Below are 16,418 nucleotides of genomic sequence, written 5' to 3'. Positions count from 1 at the left end.
GAAACGGGCGCCGGGATCAGGGCAGGTCTTCCGGCGGCACGTCCTCGTCGAGCTTGGCCTGGTACTCGGTCGAGATCAGCTTGATGACCCGGTTGCTCTCGCCGAGGTGCACGAAGACGTACGCCGCGTAGAAGGGCGGCGATTCGGAGGTCACGTCGAAGAGCCCGATCGAGACGGGGTCCGGCAGCGTCTCGTCCGAGCCGAACTGGAACTCGTACAGCCAGTCGCCGTCGTCGCCGGAGTAGCCGAAGACCTGGAAGCGGTCGTTGCCGCGGTCGACCGCGAACAGGCGGCCCTGGCCGTCGCGGGTCAGGGCCGAGGGCCGGTCGAACTCCCCGGCCAGGCTGCTCGGACCGCCGACCCAGCCGCCGTCGCCCGTGCAGGCGGTCGGCGCCGAGCCCAGCACGAAGTCGCCGGCCGGCGGGTTGATGCAGCCCGAGTCGCGGAAGGGATAGGTGAGTCCGCGCAGCGGATCCTGGTCGTTGGGATCGGGCGTGACGTCGGTCTCGTCGGGCGTGGCGTCGAAGCGGATCACCCAGTTGCGCAGGGAGTCCTGGTCGCAGACCAGCATGCGGCCCTCGGCGTCGGAGAGCAGCCCCGCCGGGGCGTGGGCGAAGCGGGCGCCGTCGCCGCTGTTCGTCGTCAGGTAGCCGAAGGTGAGCAGGCCGTTCAACTCGTCGAAGGTGTAGCGGTGCACCACCTCGGCCGCCGGATCGGAGAGATAGAGGAAGGTCTCGGCCCAGGGCGCCTGCTCGAGGCCGGCGGCGTTGGTCGCCATGTCGGCGACGGCGGTCACCTCGGCCAGGTTCACCGAGCCCTCGAGTTCGAGCGACGCGGCGTTGTGCCAGCTCAGGGTGCTGCTCGCGCCGTCCCAGACGAAGACGAGGAACTTCTGGTCGTAGAAGCAGATCGCCGTGGCGTCGCCGAGCCCCTCGTACGTCTGGAGCTCCTCGAAGTCGTTGTTGTACCGCACGAGCCGTCCGGGCTCGAGGATGTAGAGGCCGCCGATGCCGTACTTGAGCTGGCGGATCTCGCCGGCGGGGGCGAACTCGTCCTTGTACAGGTAGTCGTAGATGCCGAACTGCCCCTCGGGCACGGGCAGGGCGATCTTCTCGCCGCAGCCGCCGAGGCAGACGATCCAGGCGCCCAGCAGGGCGGCGGTGGCGAGGCTGGTCCGCAGCAGACGTGTCATCGGTCCCGCCTCCGCCACGCATCCGGGTCGCGGCGCTTGTGCAGCGGCGACAGGTCGATCGAGAAGTAGTGGATGGTGCCGAAGGCGCCCATGTCGCTGTAGGCGTAGTCGATGCGCAGGTTCATCTGCTTGCGCACGAGCTGCAGCCCGAATCCCGCCGAGAAGCCGCCCTCGACCCGGCTCGTCTCGTAGCCGGCGCGCAGGAAGAGCATCCGGCGCAGGCCCAGCTCGCCGCCCATGCGGAAGCTTTCCTTGGCGTCGGAGGGATGGCTGAAGTCGGCCGTCGTCAGGAAGCCGATCTCGCGGCCGAGCTCCCAGGTGCGGGCGGCGCCGAAGATGCCCTCGGTGGGAGCGGCGAAGCTCTGGAACTCGGTGCCGGGCACGTAGCCGTCCGACAGGGTCGGAGGCGTGCCGCCGGGGCGCAGGTCGCCGCCGAAGTTCCGCGCCGAGAACCCGACACGCGTGTCGCCGAGGCCCAGGAAGTACATGATGCCCACGTCGAAGAGCACCGACTTGAGCTGGTACTCGTCGAGATTCTCCTGGTAGTACTTGCCCGTGACGCCGACCGAGAAGCGGTCCGTCATGGCGCGCGAGACGGTCAGGCCGGCGAAGAACTGGTTGGCGTTGAAGTACTGGCCGGTGCCTTCCTGGTGGAACTCGTCGGTGCGCTCGATGTCGCCCGACCGCAGCACGCCCATGGACAGGGCGAAGGCGAAGTTCTGGCGCCGGGTGTGCCAGGCCAGGTGCTCCAGGTCGATGCCCGCCGCGTACTCGCTGTGGCTGAAGAAGAAGTTGTGGCGTCCCGGCGTGTGGTTGATGCCCGCCGGATTCCAGAACGGCGCCGAGCCGTCGTTGGCCAGGGCCGAGTAGGCCTTGCCGAGGGCCACGGCCCGGGCACCCACCGGCACGCGCAGGAACTGGCCGCCGGCCGCCCCCACGTTCTCCTCGCCGTACAGGCGCAGCAGGTCGCCCGCCCGCGCGACCGTCGCGCACGCCAGCCCCGCGGCGAGCAGGAGACCCGCCAGGACGATCCGGTAATGCCGCACCGCGCTCACCACGAGTAGCTCACCCCCCACAGCAGCAGGCGGGGATTCTCGATGTAGCTCGGGTTGACCACCGTCTTGGCGTAGGCCTCGCTGTTGGTGTCGGCCCAGACGCCGCCGATCTCGTTGTTCTTGCTCCAGGTCGGGTTGTAGTCGCCCAGCTCGTAGCCCTTGCCCGTCCAGGGGTTCACCCGGCGGTAGTTCTTGTGGTTGAAGATGTTGCGGGCCTCGAGGTAGACCGTGACCTTGCCGCCGCCGGCGTAGCGCCAGAACTTGTTGAGCCGCAGGTTCACCGAGCTGCGGTAGGGCCCGATGGCGCTGTTCAGCTCGCCGTCGATGGCCTTGCCGTTGATAGGGTCGTCGTTGGTGAAGCCCAGGTACGGCGTGTAGCGCTGCCCCGACTCGGCCGTGACGAGCAGGTTGGCGCTCCAGTTGGCGGGGGTCCGCCAGCCGAAGATCTCCGGGCGCTCCTTGTCGAAGACCGAGAAATCGACGTTCAGGCTCATGGCCCACGGCTTGTCCCAGATCAGCGGCCCGCGCGTCAGGGCGGCGCTGCTCTCGATGGTGTCGCCTTCCTCGTATTCCGAGTAGCGCGCCTGCAGGTAGGCCTCGTCGGCGCTGCTGTTGGTGCCGGTGGTGCGCTGCAGCTCGAGACTCGCCGAGCCCGAGAGCCAGCGCGTCGTCCGCTTCACGATCGACAGCTCCATGCCGATGCTGCGCGCCGAGTCGCCGTTGAAGTAGCGCACCGGATTGACCGGCAGCGTGCTCGAGTCGTTGGGATCGGGCGTGTCCTCGGCCGCGATGTAGACCTGGTTCAGCCGCGTCGACTTGGCGTAGCCGTAGATGTCGCGGTTGAACATGGTCAGGCCCAGGCTCCACAGGCCGTCGAACTCGTGCTGCATGCCCGTCTCGTACTCGACCGTCACCTTGGGGTCGAGGTTCGGGTTGCCGAGCAGCTGGATCGCCGTCACCGTCGTGGCCTGCAGCTGCGGGTACACGTAGGCGAAGCGGGGCCACTGGTTGAAGTGGCCGTAGTTGAAGAAGAACTTGTCCTTCGGCGTCACCGGGAAGCTCAGGCCCAGACGCGGCGAGATCCGCCCCTTCCAGCGCCGGCCGAACATGCTGAAGGTCTTGTCGTCGTAGGACGCCGCCATGTCCGGATCGATCCAGAGGAACTCGTCGTCGTGGGCCATGGCGTAGTCGACCTCGGGGCCGGGCGCCCACACGTCGGCGCGGATGCCGGCGTTCACGACCAGCCCGCGGTACTCGATCGTGTCCTGGAAGAACGCCGCGGCCGTGACCGGACTGGCCCGGAACATGTCCTCGTAGGTCGCCAGGCGGCCGGCGGGCGGCAGGCCGGTCTTGCCCTGCAGGTCGACCAACTGCATCTCGGTGAACGAGAGCTCGAAGCCGGTCTTGAACTTGTTGGTCGTCGAGCCCATGAAGGAGTAGGTCCCCTTCGCCGTGTAGGACTCCACGTAGTGGTCGTGCCAGCGGTCGGCCGAGCCCTCCGCCTGCCCGAGGATGTCGTTCTGGCCGACGTTGTCGTCCCAGCCGTTGTAGGGCTCGTAGGTCGTGAAGTCGTCGTTGCCGTTGACGTTGTTGTGCATGCGGCTGAAGTTGCGCCCGAGGGTGAGCTCGAACCACGAGTTCTCGCTGATCACCTCGCGGTAGTAGGCCTGGGTCAGGATGTTCTCGTTGGTGAAGACGAGGTAGCGGTCGAGGCCGTCGATGAAGTCCATGGGGTAGCCCTCGCCGGGCAGGGAGAAGCCCTGGCTGACGATGACGTTGCGCGAGGCGGTGACGCTGAACTTGCGGCGCGTGGACATGTTCCAGGTCCACTTGAGCATGCCGTTCCAGTTGTTGCTCTGCCGCGGCGCCCAGAAGCGGTCGGTGTAGATGGGCGACTCGAGGCGGTTCTGCCGGCTGTAGATGGGCAGGTAGCCGTCGCGCATGTCGACCGAGGCGCTGGCCAGCAGGTACTGCTTGCCGGGCAGGTTGATCCCCAGCTTGCGCAGCCCGGCGCTGATGGGATCGGGCCCCGAGAGCAGCCCCTTCAGGACGTCGACGTTGTGGGCCTCGGTGAAGTCGGTCAGGGTGTCCCAGCCGCGGTAGTCGTTCTTCGGGATGGTGTGCAGCAGGTAGTCGCGCTTGACCGAGAAGTTGCCCTCGAGGCGGTCAGAGCCCTCCTTGGTCGACACGTTCACGACGCCGCTGACGGCCTGGCCGTACTCCGCGTTGAAGCCGCCGGTGAGCACCTCGACCTCGTTGATCAGGGCTGGATCGATGTTGTAGCCGTAGCCGCCGCCCGCCAGGGGATCGTTCACGCTCAGGCCGTCGACGATGAACATGGTGTCGTCGGCGCGGCCGCCGCGGATGTGGATCTCGTTGTCCTGCAGGGTCACGCCGGGCTGCAGGGCGATCATGTCGACGACCTGGTCCAGGGGCATGGCCTCCATGGCCTCGCTGCTCAGGAAGTGGGCGCTGCCCGTGCGGTCGACCTCGACCAGGGCGCGCTCGGCCTCGACCGAGAAGGGCTGGGCCATGATGGCGTGGACCACCAGGTGGAAGTCGAGGTTCACGACCTCGCCCGGACCGAGGGTGACCGTCTCCTCGCCCACGTCGTACGAGATGTACGAGGCCCGCACGGTGTAGGTGCCGGGCGGCAGGCCCCGCATGATGTAGAAGCCGTCGGTGAAGGCCATGGTGCCGATGTTCGACCCGCTGATGTACACGTTCGTGTACGGCATGGTCTCCCCGGACTCCTTGTCGAAGATCCGGCCCTTGATGGTCACCGGGGCCTGGGGCGCCTGGTTCTGGGACGCGTGGGCCTCGGCCCGCCGCGTCTGGGCGGAGGCGGGCGTCCCGGCCAGGGCCAGGGACACCGCGCAGGCGACGACCAGGAGGGCGCGGCGCATCATGGCGCGGGCACCCCCAGTTCCTGGTCGAAGAGGGCGCCGAGGGCGGCCACGACCTGGGCCCGGTCGAAGTACTCGAGCTGGGCGCTGACGGTGACGGTCCGGGCCGTCGCGGCGATGTCCCGCGCCGGCGACCGCACGCCCACGACCGGGTCGAAGGGCGGCCGGCTGTTGTAGCAGCGCAGGCATTCCTCCATGCGGTACAGGATCTCGGTGCCCTGCATGGGCTGGATCCCGATGCCGCGCGCGACCGAGGCCGCGGAGGTCATGTCGGGTACTCCGGCCCACTGGCCCAGCGCCGAGCGGCCCGACGGCAGGGTCAGGGCCGACACCGGCGCGGCCGCCGAGGTGACGCCCAGGAAGGTCGACCGGAAACCGGCGCCGACGCGGCTCGTGTTGCCGACGACGCCCGCCGACACGAAGAAGAGCTTGCCGCCGTCGCCGAGGTAGGCCTCGAGGGCGCCGCCCACCGAGGTGGCCGCCGTCACCAGGTCGGTGGTCGTGGGGGCGTCGGCCCACAGCACCGCGTCGTACTCGTTCATCACGGCGGTCAGGATCCGGTGGCGGTCGGGGTAGCCCATCCAGAAGTCGTAGGAGTCCCAGTTGCCGGCGCCGAAGCGGTCGTCGAGGAATTCGCCGTAGCAGGCATCGGCGATGCTCGACGAGGTGCCGATGTAGAGGATGTTGCTGCGCGGGTCGCGCACTTCCCAGGTGTAGGTGAAGCGCGCGTCGGAGTCGCCCTCGTCGCGGACCGACACCGTGAGCGTGCGGTCGCCCGCGGGCAGGTCGAAAACCGTGATCTCGAACTCGCGGCCGTAGCTGGTGGGGTCGTCGCCCGCCTCGGCGAAGCGCACGCGGACCCAGCTGGTCAGGGGATCGGCCCGCGGATCGTTGCGGTCGTAGGTCGAGTCGGGCTCGGTGTCGGCGAAGGTGTAGCGGAAGAAGTCGTCCATCGTGTCCTGGCCGTCGCCGTCGGACGCGGTGAACTTGAAGTTCCCGTGGCCCCAGTTCCAGTACAGGGTGTCCCCACCGGCCGTGAACTCGCGCTGCAGGTTGGAGTTGGGCTCGAAGTCGGGATCGAAGTAGATCTCCGGCGGCGAGTTCTGCAGCGGGAAGTACACCTGGACCGTGTCGCTCAGGGCGCCGCGGTTGTCGCGGGCGACGACGAAGAAGGTGGCTTCGGCGCGCCCCTGGTCGTCGGTCGCGAAGGTGACGGTGGTGTCGGTGCGCGTGGTGGTGATCCAGGGCGCCGGCACGACGGGATCGACCTGCATCGACATGTCGAAGTTCACGACCCAGCCGTCGGGATCGGTGCCGTGCCAGTGGAAGGTGCGCTGGTAGTAGCTCGTGACCGGGAAGGTGCCGCTGTCGGGCGGCGCCACCGACATGCCGGCGATGGGCCGGATGTTCTCGACCGTGGCCGGGTCGAACGGGTCGTTCGGCGCGCAGCCCCCGGCCAGCGCCGCCAGCGCGACCAGCAGCGCGCACGCCGCCGCCGCGCGGACCATGGCCTCCGGGTGCCGTCGCGTTCCGTCCGTCATGCTGCCGCTCCGGTTGCTCACTTGATGATCACCAGCTTCCCGCGCCGCACCTCGCCGGTCGTCAGGTCCTCGACCGAGAAGATGTACAGGCCGCTGGCGATGACGCGGCCGTAGTCGCTCAGCACGTCCCAGTCGTGCTGGCCCGTATTCGGATCGTCGTGTTCGATGGTGCGGACCACGTCGCCGGCCACGGTGTAGATGCGGATCCGCGAACGCGCCGGCAGCCCCGTGAACCAGATATGACGGCCCTTCTCGACGCTGCGCCCCGTGCGCTCGTCGAACAGCGACGCTGCCCGGTAGGGGTTCGGATACACGCCGACGCCGCCCCAGTCGGCCGGATCGGCCGGTCCCGGGCCGGGATACACCTCGACCAGGTTGTCGTGCAGGCTGCTCGACAGCTCGCCCAGCCCCAGCACGGGATTGGCCGCCGAGTACGAGATGACCGAGTAGACGTAGGGGAAGCCGTCGGTCAGGCCCGTGTCGATGAATTCGCGCCGGCCCTGGGCGTTCAGGGGCGGCAGGCCGGTGTCGAAGCCGATGCCGTCGACGAGGTCGAACTCGGCGACGAGCTGCATCGTCTCGTAGGGGTCGCCGACCTGGCCCTTGGCCAGCCGGGCCCGATACACGCGGTAGCCCTGGAAGTCGGGCAGCTGGTCGAGCTCGCCCAGGTGGTGCTCAGGCATGCGGCGCGCGTCGTCGGCCTCGAGGGGGTCGCCGTTCTCGTCGACGGGCACGCCCGGCTCCCAGGTGAGCCGGATCGAGTTGTCGATGGTGCCGACCTCGAGCAGCGGCGACGGCGGCCCGTCGAGCTGGTCGAACCCGTTGTCGTAGGCCTGCTGGGCCAGGCGGCTGTTGGCCAGGAGCGCCAGCGAGTCGGCCCCGGCCACGATGGCGTAGGTGACCGTCAGGGTGTCGTTGGGCACGAGCAGGGGAAACGGCCCCGTCGAGAGCAGCGCCACCCAGTCGCTCGGGATGGTGTAGTCGCGCTCCTGGGTCTCGCCCACGGTGAAGGCGCCGTTGCTCATGATCTGGTACTTGCCCTCGAGGATCTCCCCGGGGTCGTCCGGGTTCGGATAGAAGTCGTCCTCGGCCGGCACGTGGCGGAAGGCCCAGGCGTTGTACGACACCGGCGCGGTGCCGGAGTCGGGCTCGGCCGTGCGCGACGAGCCCAGCAGGCGACAGCCGATCCAGCTCGTGGCCAGGCCGTCCTCGCCGTCGTCGTCCCGCTCCCACATCATCCAGATGTCCGGATCGTCGGGCACGGTGTAGGCGGGCGGCACCCACGCGGCCGGGCCGAAGGCGCCGTTCACGTCGTCGTAGTAGTTCCAGCCCACCGGCGCGTTGTCGTCGTAGGGGTCGGTGTTGTCGGTGTTGCCGATGGTGGTGTCGGTCCAGTAGCCCACGTAGAGGTTCTGCAGCACCGAGCTCGACTGGTTGATGATGTTGTACTCGAGGATCACGTAGTCGTCGGCGAACTGGTTCGACCAGGCGAACGCGCGCAGCACCACCTTCAGGCCCAGCGGCGTGTGCGACGAGTTGGGCAGGCTGATGGCGTCGGTGAACGGCATCTCGATGTGCATGTTGGCGATGGCCGCGGCGTTGTAGTTCAGCGCGTTCTGCTGGTTCGACCAGACGTTGACCGGCTCGACGGTCTCGAGGTAGTCGCCGAACTCGCGGATCTCCTCGCCCGCCGAGAGGGTCGAGGCGTCCTGGGCGCCCGTCGAGACGCGGCGGTCGCCGTCGAGGGTCTCGGCGCCCACCCACAGCCCGCCGAGGAAGATGTGCTCCACGTTGGAGTTGATGGGGTACTCGCCGGAAGGACGCGTGGTCTCGAAGCCGTTGCCCACGTAGCCGAGGTTCGTGACCGTCAGCCCGAGCAGCCCGACATCGGTATACAGGCCCGTGATCGGCCGCGCGAGAGCGTCCGGACCGACCACGCCCAGGCACACGCCGGCGATCGCGGCGAGCAGGACGAGGCGCGTCAGGCGGTGTTTCAGAGCCATGTCACTTCCCGCAGGGGAGGAAAAACCGGGCCGCGGCGTCTCTCCCACGCCGGTCGGTCCGGTGACGTCGCGCCGATGGTCTCGGGGGGGCGGGCGGCGGGCCGGTGATGGTGGTCCGGCGGGCGGCTCGAACCCTTGCGCGAATCGATCCTCGCAAGGAACTTGTCACTTCGTTGTCAGGGGATCGAAATCTAGATCACGGGGTCCGTTCCTGTCAATCCGGGATGGCCGATGCGCGGGACTTTTTACCCGATGTTCACGCTCGAACGCACGATTCCTCAAGACGCTTCGGTGCCCGCTCTCGCGGGCGCCGGCCGCGCGCTCCGGCTTGACGAAACCGCCGGCGGCGCGGATCGTGATCCGCTCACCCGGCGGGGCCCCCACCCGGACGCCCGTGCCGCCCGCCCCGACCCCAGCCGCCGGATGGCCCGTTCATGACCGAAAGTCCCCGCAGCCCCGCCGCCGACGCCTTCTGGCGCCGGGCCGCCGTCCTCGGCGACGACCGCCCCGGATTCCTGCTCGACAGCGGGCTGGGCGCCGGCGGCCTGGGCCGGCGCTCGTGGTTCGGCACCGACCCGTCGGCGCTGATCACGGGTCGGCGGCGGCGCGGCGACCGAGCCCCGGAAATGGACTTCGAACTGACCACCTGGCGCGAGCCCGGCGGCGGCGAGCGGCGAGCACCGACGGTGCGGCGCTTCGCGGGCGATCCCTTCGCCGTGCTGCGCGAACTGTCCGCGCGCTACTTCCCGCGGGGCGGTGCGGCCGGCCGCCTGGAGGCGGGCCTGGTCGGCTACTTCGGCTACGAGACGGCCCACGTCGTCGAGCGGCTGCCGGACACCGGCGCCGACGATCTCGGCCTGCCCGACCTGGCCTTCCTCGTGTGCGAGGACATCGCCACCTGCGACCACGGCGAGCCCGGCGCCCCGGCGGCCGTCGCGCCCCCGGCCCCTGCCGCGGGCGAACCCGGCCCCGACGTGCGCGCCCACTTCGACCGCGCCGCCTACATGGCGGCGGTCGAGACCTGCCGCGGGCACATCCGGCGGGGCGACGTCTTCGAGGTGTGCCTGACGCACCGCCTCGAGATGGACCTGCCGGGATCGCCCTGGGAGCTCTACGCGGCCCTGCGGGAGATCAATCCGGCGCCCTTCGCCTCGTTCCTGCAGTTCCCGGGGTTCGCGGTGGTGGGCGCCTCGCCCGAGCGCTTCCTGCGCCTGGACGCCGACCGCACCGTCGAGAGCCGTCCCATCAAGGGCACGCGGCCCCGCGGCGCGACTCCGGCCGCCGACGCGGCCATCGCCGCCGGGCTGGCCGCCAGCGAGAAGGACCTGGCCGAGAACGTCATGATCGTCGACCTCGTGCGCAACGACCTGGGCCGGGTGTGCGAGATCGGCAGCGTGCACGTGCCGGAGCTGCAGGTGGTCGAGACCTACGCCACCGTGCACCAGCTCGTCTCCACGGTGCGCGGACGGCTCAAGCCGCAGCACGACGCCTTCGACCTGGTGCGGGCCTGCTTCCCGGGCGGCTCCATGACCGGCGCGCCCAAGATCGAGGCCATGAAGATCATCGACCGGCTCGAGCCCGTGGTGCGCGGCGTGTACAGCGGCGCGGTGGGCTTCATCGACGCGGGCGGCGCCATGGACCTCGGCATGGTCATCCGCACCCTCGTCTGCCGCGACGGACGCGCCACCTTCGGCGTCGGCGGCGCCGTGGTGGCCGACAGCGATCCCGGCGCCGAATACGACGAGACCCTGGACAAGGCGCGGGCGCTGATCGCGGCGGTCCGCGGCCTGGCCGCACGGAGGGCGCCGTGAGCGACATTCCCCGCACCGTCATCCTCGACAACTACGACAGCTTCACCTGGAACCTGTTCCAGTACGCGGCCGAGCTGTGCGACGGGGTCGAGCCGCAGGTCTTCCGCAACGACGCGATCACCGTGGACGCACTGCGCGCGCTCGCGCCCGAGCGCATCATCATCTCGCCCGGGCCGGGCTCGCCCGAGGACCCGGCCTACTTCGGCGTGTGCACCGACGTGATCCGGCAACTGGGGCCGACGGTGCCGGTGCTGGGCGTGTGCCTGGGCCACATCGGCATCGTGCACGCCTACGGCGGCCGCATCGTGCGGGCGCCCGAGCCGCGCCACGGCAAGACCTCGCTGATCCTCCACGACCAGTGCGGCCTCTTCGGCCACCTGCCCGAGCCGCTCGAGGTGATGCGCTACCATTCGCTCGTCGCCGACCGCGAGGCGCTGCCGGCCTGCCTGGTGATGACGGCCTGGACGGACGAGGGGCTGGTCATGGGCGTGCGCCACCGCGAGCACCCCATCGAGGGGGTGCAGTTCCACCCGGAGTCGATCGGGACCGAATACGGCAAGCAGGTGCTGTGGTCGTTCCTGCGCGGGGACATGAACATCAGCATCGTGGACAGGGACGTGTAGGCGCGCAGACCTTGGGCAAGCACACGCAGAGACCGGACTGTTCCGACCCTCCCGCGGTACCGGCACCGAGGCCGCCCGCGGGAGTCGTCGTCCGACGGGACCCCGGCAATGAAGATCAGCGGTGACCAGACAAAGGGGCGATCTGCGGTCAAGTCGGCGGGCGTACGGCCGAAAACCTACATGAAGGTAAGGACTTTACGCAGCACCTCATGGCCGTCACCGCTCCACGAGGAGGCCCCGCTTGTTGTGCATGTCGCCGAATCCACCCAGGTGGGCTGCCATCGCGGCCCTGACGGCCGTTGCCGTCGGCGCCGGACTGCCGTCGGTCGTCCGCGCCGACAACCAGGTCGAGTACTCCGACTTCAGCGAACTCGACCTCGAGTCGCTCCTTAACCAGACCATCGTGACAGCTTCGAAGTACGCCCAGAAGGTGAGCGACTCGCCGGTTGCCGCGACGGTCATCACGGCCGAGGAGATCGCCGCCAGCGGGGCCCGCAACATCCCCGAAGTGCTCGACCGCGTACCGGGCCTGGATGTCGCCCAATCCACGAGCTCCGGCTACGACGTGTCGGCGCGCGGGCTGAACAAGGAGGGTTCGAACACCATGCTCGTCATGATCGACGGGCGGGCGGTGTACCTGGACCTCTACTCGATCACCCCGTGGGACCAGCTGCCCGTCGCCCTCGAGGACATCAAGGCCATCGAGGTGATCCTGGGCCCGGGTTCCGTGATGTACGGTGCCAACGCGTTCGCCGGCGTGATCAACATCATCACCTTCACGCCGGACGAGAAACCCGGCACCACGGCGCGCGTGATGGCTTCGGATCTCGGCGAGGCCTACGGATCGCTGCGACATGCCGAGCGGCGCGGCGCCTATGCGTGGAAACTGACCACCGCCTGCGATCGCTCCGACAGCTGGCAGACCGGCGAACTCGAGACGGAGATCTGCCGGTTCACCGGCAGCGTCGCGCGTGATCTCGGCGACGACGGGCAGATCGCCCTGAGCGCGGGCATCACCGGCGGCCGGAGCGAGATGATCCCCTCGGGAACCCATCTCGCGACGCGAGGCAACACGTCCTACCTGCGCGCCGATTTCCGGCGGGGCGGCCTCGAAGCGCGCTGGTACCTGAACAGCATCGGGGCGGACCTTTCGTCGCCGAGCCTTTTCTCCACCGAAAAGGCCTACTTCGAGAGCGACATGCACGATATCGAGATCCGGCACTCGTCGCGTCTGGCCGAGCGCCACTTCTTCCTCTACGGGGCCAGCCTCCGGCACCAGAGCGCCGACTTCGAGGACAGCAGCGACCACGTCAAGACCGACAGCTACGCCGCGTTCATCCACGACGAGTGGCGCGTCGACGCGAAGCTCACGGTTTCGGCCGGCGTTCGCTACGATCATCACCCGCAGGTGGGGGGCCACTGGGCGCCCCGCGGCGGCCTGGTCTTCAAGCCGCATCCGGACCATGCGATCCGCGCCACCTACAGCCGCGCGTACCGCGATCCGACCTACATCGAAACCTACCTCGACACCTCGTTCGAGGTGCTGCCCGGCTTCCCGCAGGTGATCCGGGGCGACAGCGGGATCCAGAGCGAGACCATCGGCGCCTTCGAGATCGGCTACCAGGGGCTCGTCGGCCGGGACGTGCTGCTGCAGGCGGCCGCCTTCCGCAACGACCTGAACGATCTGATCAGTCCGATCCCGCTGGCGTTCTATCCGCCGCCCCTGCCGGCCGGCGTGCCGGCGGAGATCGCGTTCCAGAATGTCTACTCGTGGACCGCCACCGGCGGCGAATTCGGTGTGCAGGCCGATCCCTGGCCCTGGCTGCGACTCGGCACCTGGTACGCATACGTGTGGCTCGTCGACTCGGACACCGAACAGCAACAGGGGGACGCTGCCGTCCACCACGCCAACCTCTCCGCAGCGGTCAAACCCGGCGGCGGGCACAATCTCCAGGTCGTTGGCCGGTACCGGTCGGCCCCGCCTGACCCGAGCGGCGACTTCGGCGTGGTCGCGGCACCGGTCGCGGAACAGTTTCTCGTCGACCTGACCTGGAGCCTCGTCGCCGAACACCGCCGTCTCGTGCTCGGTGCCCAGAACCTCTTCGACGAGCGGGTGCACGACTCGGTATCCGCCGGCGCGCACCGGCGCCGCATCATCATGAGCCTGGCCGTGGATTTCTAGGAGTCATCCTGAAGACGTCGAACGGCATCCGAAACCTTCTGCCGCGGTCCAAGGCACGCGGTCGCGTTCCGCGCGGCGCCACCGTCGCCCTGTTCGTCCTGGCCTTCGTGGCCTGGTCCACATCGGCCCGGCCGCAGACGATCCCCGAGGACGCCCAGGTGCCGATCTTCCTGAAGATGCTCACCTATGACCGCACGCTGTGGGAGGCCCCGAACCCGAATCTCCGCATCGGCGTCCTGCACCGGTCCGGCCGCCCCGAGTCCGACGCGAACATGACGGCCATCGTCGACGCCCTGTCGCGGTCGGCCGACAAGACCGTCAACGACGTGCACTTCGATTTCCGCACCCTCAGCTGGAGCGATCCCGACGAGATGGCGCGTAAGATCGCTGCCGCCGACGTCGACGTGGTCTACGTCACCGCCGGCCACGAAGACGTGCTGGGCGAAATCGTGGGCGCCACGCGCACGGCGGGCATCCTGACCATCACGGGGACGCCCGGGCTCGTGAAGGCCGGCCTGTCCGTGGGACTGCGCCTGGATCGCGATCGACCCCGACTCGAAGTGAATCTCGCCGCCCTCGACGCCGAGGGGCATCAACTCGATGCGCGCGTCCTGCGCCTGTGCGAGGTGGTGGACCGATGATGTCCCGCTGGCACGCATTGAGCATCAGGACGAAAGTCTCGTTGACCATCGTCGCGGTCTCGCTCATGGGAGCCTTCTCGATCGCCTTCTATTTCCCGCCCCGCATGGAGCGTCTCGTTCGCGCCGCCCTCGAGACCAAGGCCGTCGGCGTGGCCGAGGTTCTCGCCTACAATCTCGTGGCCTCGCTCGAGTTCGAGGACGTCCGCGGCCTCGAGGAGACGCTGGCCAGCGCGACCCACGATCCGGGCATCACCGGCGTGCAGGTCATCGATGCGCACGGCCGGACGGTGGCCGGCCGCGAGCTCTGCCGGGACCACGCCCGTCCCGTCGGCGAGACCCGCGTGAACCAGCACGGCGACCATCTCGAGGTCGTCGCCCCGATCGGCCCCCGCGACCGCCTGCTCGGGACCCTCGTGCTGCACGTGGACACCGTGGGCATGAAGTTCGAGGTCGAGCGCAACCGCATGGCCACGATGGTCGTCAGCGCCCTGGTCGGGCTGCTCGGGCTGGCCGCCGGCACGGCCGTTTCCCGCCGTCTGACGCGACCCATCGCCCAGTTGAGCGAAGCCGCGGCCGCCATGTCCGAGGGGCGCCTCGACGTGCGCGTTCCCACCGAGGCCGGCGACGAGCTCGGCCAGCTGGGCGCCGCGTTCAACACCCTCGCCCGCAGCCTGGCCCAGTCGCGGGCCGAGCTCGAGGAACACAACCGCACGCTCGAGTCGAAGGTCGCGCAGCGCACGATGGAACTGCAGGAGGCGGTCGAGGAGGCCGATCGGGCCAACCAGGCCAAAAGCCTGTTCCTGGCCAACATGTCGCACGAGATCCGCACCCCCATGAACGGCATCATGGGCATGACCGAACTCACCCTCGACAGCGATCTCGACATCGAGCAGCGCCGCAACCTGATGATCGTCAAGGACAGCTCCGAGGCCCTGCTGAACATCATCAACGACATCCTCGACTTCTCGAAGGTCGAAGCGGGGCGCCTCGAACTCGAGTCGTTGATCTTCGACCTCTACGCGCTGCTGGACGGGATCACCGACACCTTCGGCCTCGATGCGGCCCGCCGCGACGTCGAGTTCGTCTGCGACCTGGATCCGGCGGTTCCGCGGCACGTGACCGGAGACCCGGGACGGCTGCGTCAGATCCTGGTCAACCTGCTCGGCAATGCCGTCAAGTTCACCGCCGAGGGCTCGGTCGTCCTGTCCGTGGCCCCGGGGCCGTCCGCTCCCGGGGCGATCTCGTTCACCGTGCGCGATACGGGCATCGGCATCGACCCCAAGGCCCAGACGACGGTCTTCAGGGCCTTCGCCCAGGCCGACGCCTCGACGACGCGCAAGTACGGCGGCACCGGCCTCGGCCTGGCCATCTCGCACCAGCTGGTCGAGCTCATGGGCGGCCGACTCGCCCTGCACAGCGAGGTCGGCGTGGGGACGACCTTCTCGTTCTCGGTGGCGCTTCCGCCCGTGGGCCACGAAGACGGCATCTGGCCGCGGGGCGCCGGCGCCCCCGTGCTCGTCTACGCGCGCTCGGGCCTGGCGGTCGAGACCCTGCGCGCCCAACTCGTCGCCCTGGAATGGGACGTGGAGATGCTGGGCCCGGAAACCGACCCTTCCGAACTGGTCGCCCGCATGACGGACCCCGGGACGCGGCCCTCGCTGTTCTTCTACGAGGTCGAACTGGCGAGGTCGTTGGCGGGAGGCTTCCGGCCGGCCCTGGACGCGGCCCTGGCAGCCCCGGACACCCGCACCCTCGCCCTCGCCGCCCTCGGCCAGGGCGGCGACGGCATGTGCCCCCATTGCGAAAACCTCGTCACGCCGATCAAACCGACCCGGCTACAGACCGTGCTCACGCCGCCCGGCGAGCGCCCGGCCCGGCAGGAGGACGAAGCCGCCCGCAGCCGCGTCGGGCCCTCGCTGCAGGGACTCTCCGTCCTCGTCGTCGAGGACAACCCCATCAACCAGACCTTCGCGCGCCTGCTGCTCCGCAAGCTCGGCTGCAACGTCACGATGGCGGCCAACGGCCAGGAGGGTCTGGTCGCCTCCCGACGCGACACCTACGACGTGATCCTCACGGATGTGCAGATGCCGCTCATGGACGGCCTGGAGATGACCCGCAGGATCCGGCGCGATGAGGCGGTCGCCGGGCGCCATCTGCCCATCATCGGGGTCACCGCCCACGCCCTGAGCTCCGACATGGATCGCTGCCTGGATGCGGGCATGGACGGGTACGTGCCCAAGCCCATCGACAGCGAACACCTGTGCGCCGTGCTGGCGGACCTGCTGCCCGGGACGGTGGACGCCACGTAGTGCGGTGGCTGCGCGGATCGAGGCCGTCGACGCGGGCCGCCTCCGGCCGCGGCTCCGACCCGTGTCGTCGACTCCCGCCAGGACCGGTCCGCAACCTTGTCCAGCCCCGTTGACACCGCCGATCTGATTCAGATAGAATGACTCCGGTTTCCGCT

The 16,418-nt window shown here is 69.3% G+C and carries 10 protein-coding genes; 5 read left to right on the top strand and 5 right to left on the bottom strand.

All coding sequences use genetic code 11. The annotated features are described in order from the left end of the window. Positions 1–16: 16 nt before the first annotated feature. Genes KDM41_04120 through KDM41_04100 form a run of 5 tightly spaced genes read right to left on the bottom strand, consistent with a single transcriptional unit; the run spans position 17 to position 8,697 of the window. Positions 17–1,192: a hypothetical protein gene (locus tag KDM41_04120; GenBank protein ID MCB1182597.1), complete on the bottom strand. Its 1,176-nt coding sequence runs from the start codon at positions 1,190–1,192 to the stop codon at positions 17–19. Continuing rightward, positions 1,189–2,247 (bottom strand): PorV/PorQ family protein, encoded by a 1,059-nt coding sequence (locus KDM41_04115; GenBank protein ID MCB1182596.1) that lies wholly within the window; start codon positions 2,245–2,247, stop codon positions 1,189–1,191. Before KDM41_04115 ends, KDM41_04120 begins: the two co-directional genes overlap by 4 nt. Continuing rightward, positions 2,244–5,156 (bottom strand): TonB-dependent receptor, encoded by a 2,913-nt coding sequence (locus tag KDM41_04110; protein MCB1182595.1) that lies wholly within the window; start codon positions 5,154–5,156, stop codon positions 2,244–2,246. The genes KDM41_04115 and KDM41_04110 overlap by 4 nt, the downstream gene beginning before the upstream one ends. Continuing rightward, complete coding sequence (locus tag KDM41_04105) at positions 5,153–6,694, bottom strand: hypothetical protein (protein ID MCB1182594.1); 1,542 nt, start codon at positions 6,692–6,694, stop codon at positions 5,153–5,155. The genes KDM41_04110 and KDM41_04105 overlap by 4 nt, the downstream gene beginning before the upstream one ends. A 17-nt stretch (positions 6,695–6,711) precedes the next feature. Further along, a complete protein-coding gene (locus KDM41_04100; GenBank protein ID MCB1182593.1) occupies positions 6,712–8,697 on the bottom strand; it encodes a hypothetical protein in 1,986 nt (661 codons plus the stop codon). Between the two features lie 434 nt (positions 8,698–9,131). Here KDM41_04100 and pabB point away from each other — a divergent pair, with 434 nt between their 5' ends. The 5 genes from pabB to KDM41_04075 all read left to right on the top strand — a co-directional run bounded on the left by pabB (position 9,132) and on the right by KDM41_04075 (position 16,263). Then, positions 9,132–10,508, top strand: coding sequence for an aminodeoxychorismate synthase component I (pabB, locus tag KDM41_04095; protein MCB1182592.1), 1,377 nt, complete (start codon positions 9,132–9,134; stop codon positions 10,506–10,508). A gap of 5 nt (positions 10,509–10,513) precedes the next feature. Then, positions 10,514–11,131 carry an aminodeoxychorismate/anthranilate synthase component II gene (locus tag KDM41_04090; GenBank protein MCB1182591.1) on the top strand — a complete coding sequence of 206 codons (618 nt, stop codon included), beginning with the start codon at positions 10,514–10,516 and terminating at the stop codon, positions 11,129–11,131. Between the two features lie 250 nt (positions 11,132–11,381). Further along, positions 11,382–13,313: a TonB-dependent receptor gene (locus tag KDM41_04085; protein MCB1182590.1), complete on the top strand. Its 1,932-nt coding sequence runs from the start codon at positions 11,382–11,384 to the stop codon at positions 13,311–13,313. A gap of 158 nt (positions 13,314–13,471) precedes the next feature. Further along, positions 13,472–13,954 (top strand): YfiR family protein, encoded by a 483-nt coding sequence (locus KDM41_04080; GenBank protein MCB1182589.1) that lies wholly within the window; start codon positions 13,472–13,474, stop codon positions 13,952–13,954. Between the two features lie 41 nt (positions 13,955–13,995). Continuing rightward, positions 13,996–16,263, top strand: coding sequence for a response regulator (locus KDM41_04075; protein MCB1182588.1), 2,268 nt, complete (start codon positions 13,996–13,998; stop codon positions 16,261–16,263). Positions 16,264–16,418 lie beyond the last annotated feature (155 nt).

Source organism: bacterium (genome assembly GCA_020440705.1).
Lineage (GTDB): Bacteria > Krumholzibacteriota > Krumholzibacteriia > LZORAL124-64-63 > LZORAL124-64-63 > JAGRNP01.
This window is presented reverse-complemented; position numbering and strand designations above follow the sequence as displayed.

Coding starts and splice junctions, on each gene's coding strand:
- KDM41_04120 (MCB1182597.1), bottom strand. CDS start 1,192: ATGACACGTCTGCTGCGGACCAGCCTCGCCACCGCCGCCCTGCTGGGC.
- KDM41_04085 (MCB1182590.1), top strand. CDS start 11,382: ATGTCGCCGAATCCACCCAGGTGGGCTGCCATCGCGGCCCTGACGGCC.
- KDM41_04100 (MCB1182593.1), bottom strand. CDS start 8,697: ATGGCTCTGAAACACCGCCTGACGCGCCTCGTCCTGCTCGCCGCGATC.
- KDM41_04105 (MCB1182594.1), bottom strand. CDS start 6,694: ATGACGGACGGAACGCGACGGCACCCGGAGGCCATGGTCCGCGCGGCG.
- pabB (MCB1182592.1), top strand. CDS start 9,132: ATGACCGAAAGTCCCCGCAGCCCCGCCGCCGACGCCTTCTGGCGCCGG.
- KDM41_04110 (MCB1182595.1), bottom strand. CDS start 5,156: ATGATGCGCCGCGCCCTCCTGGTCGTCGCCTGCGCGGTGTCCCTGGCC.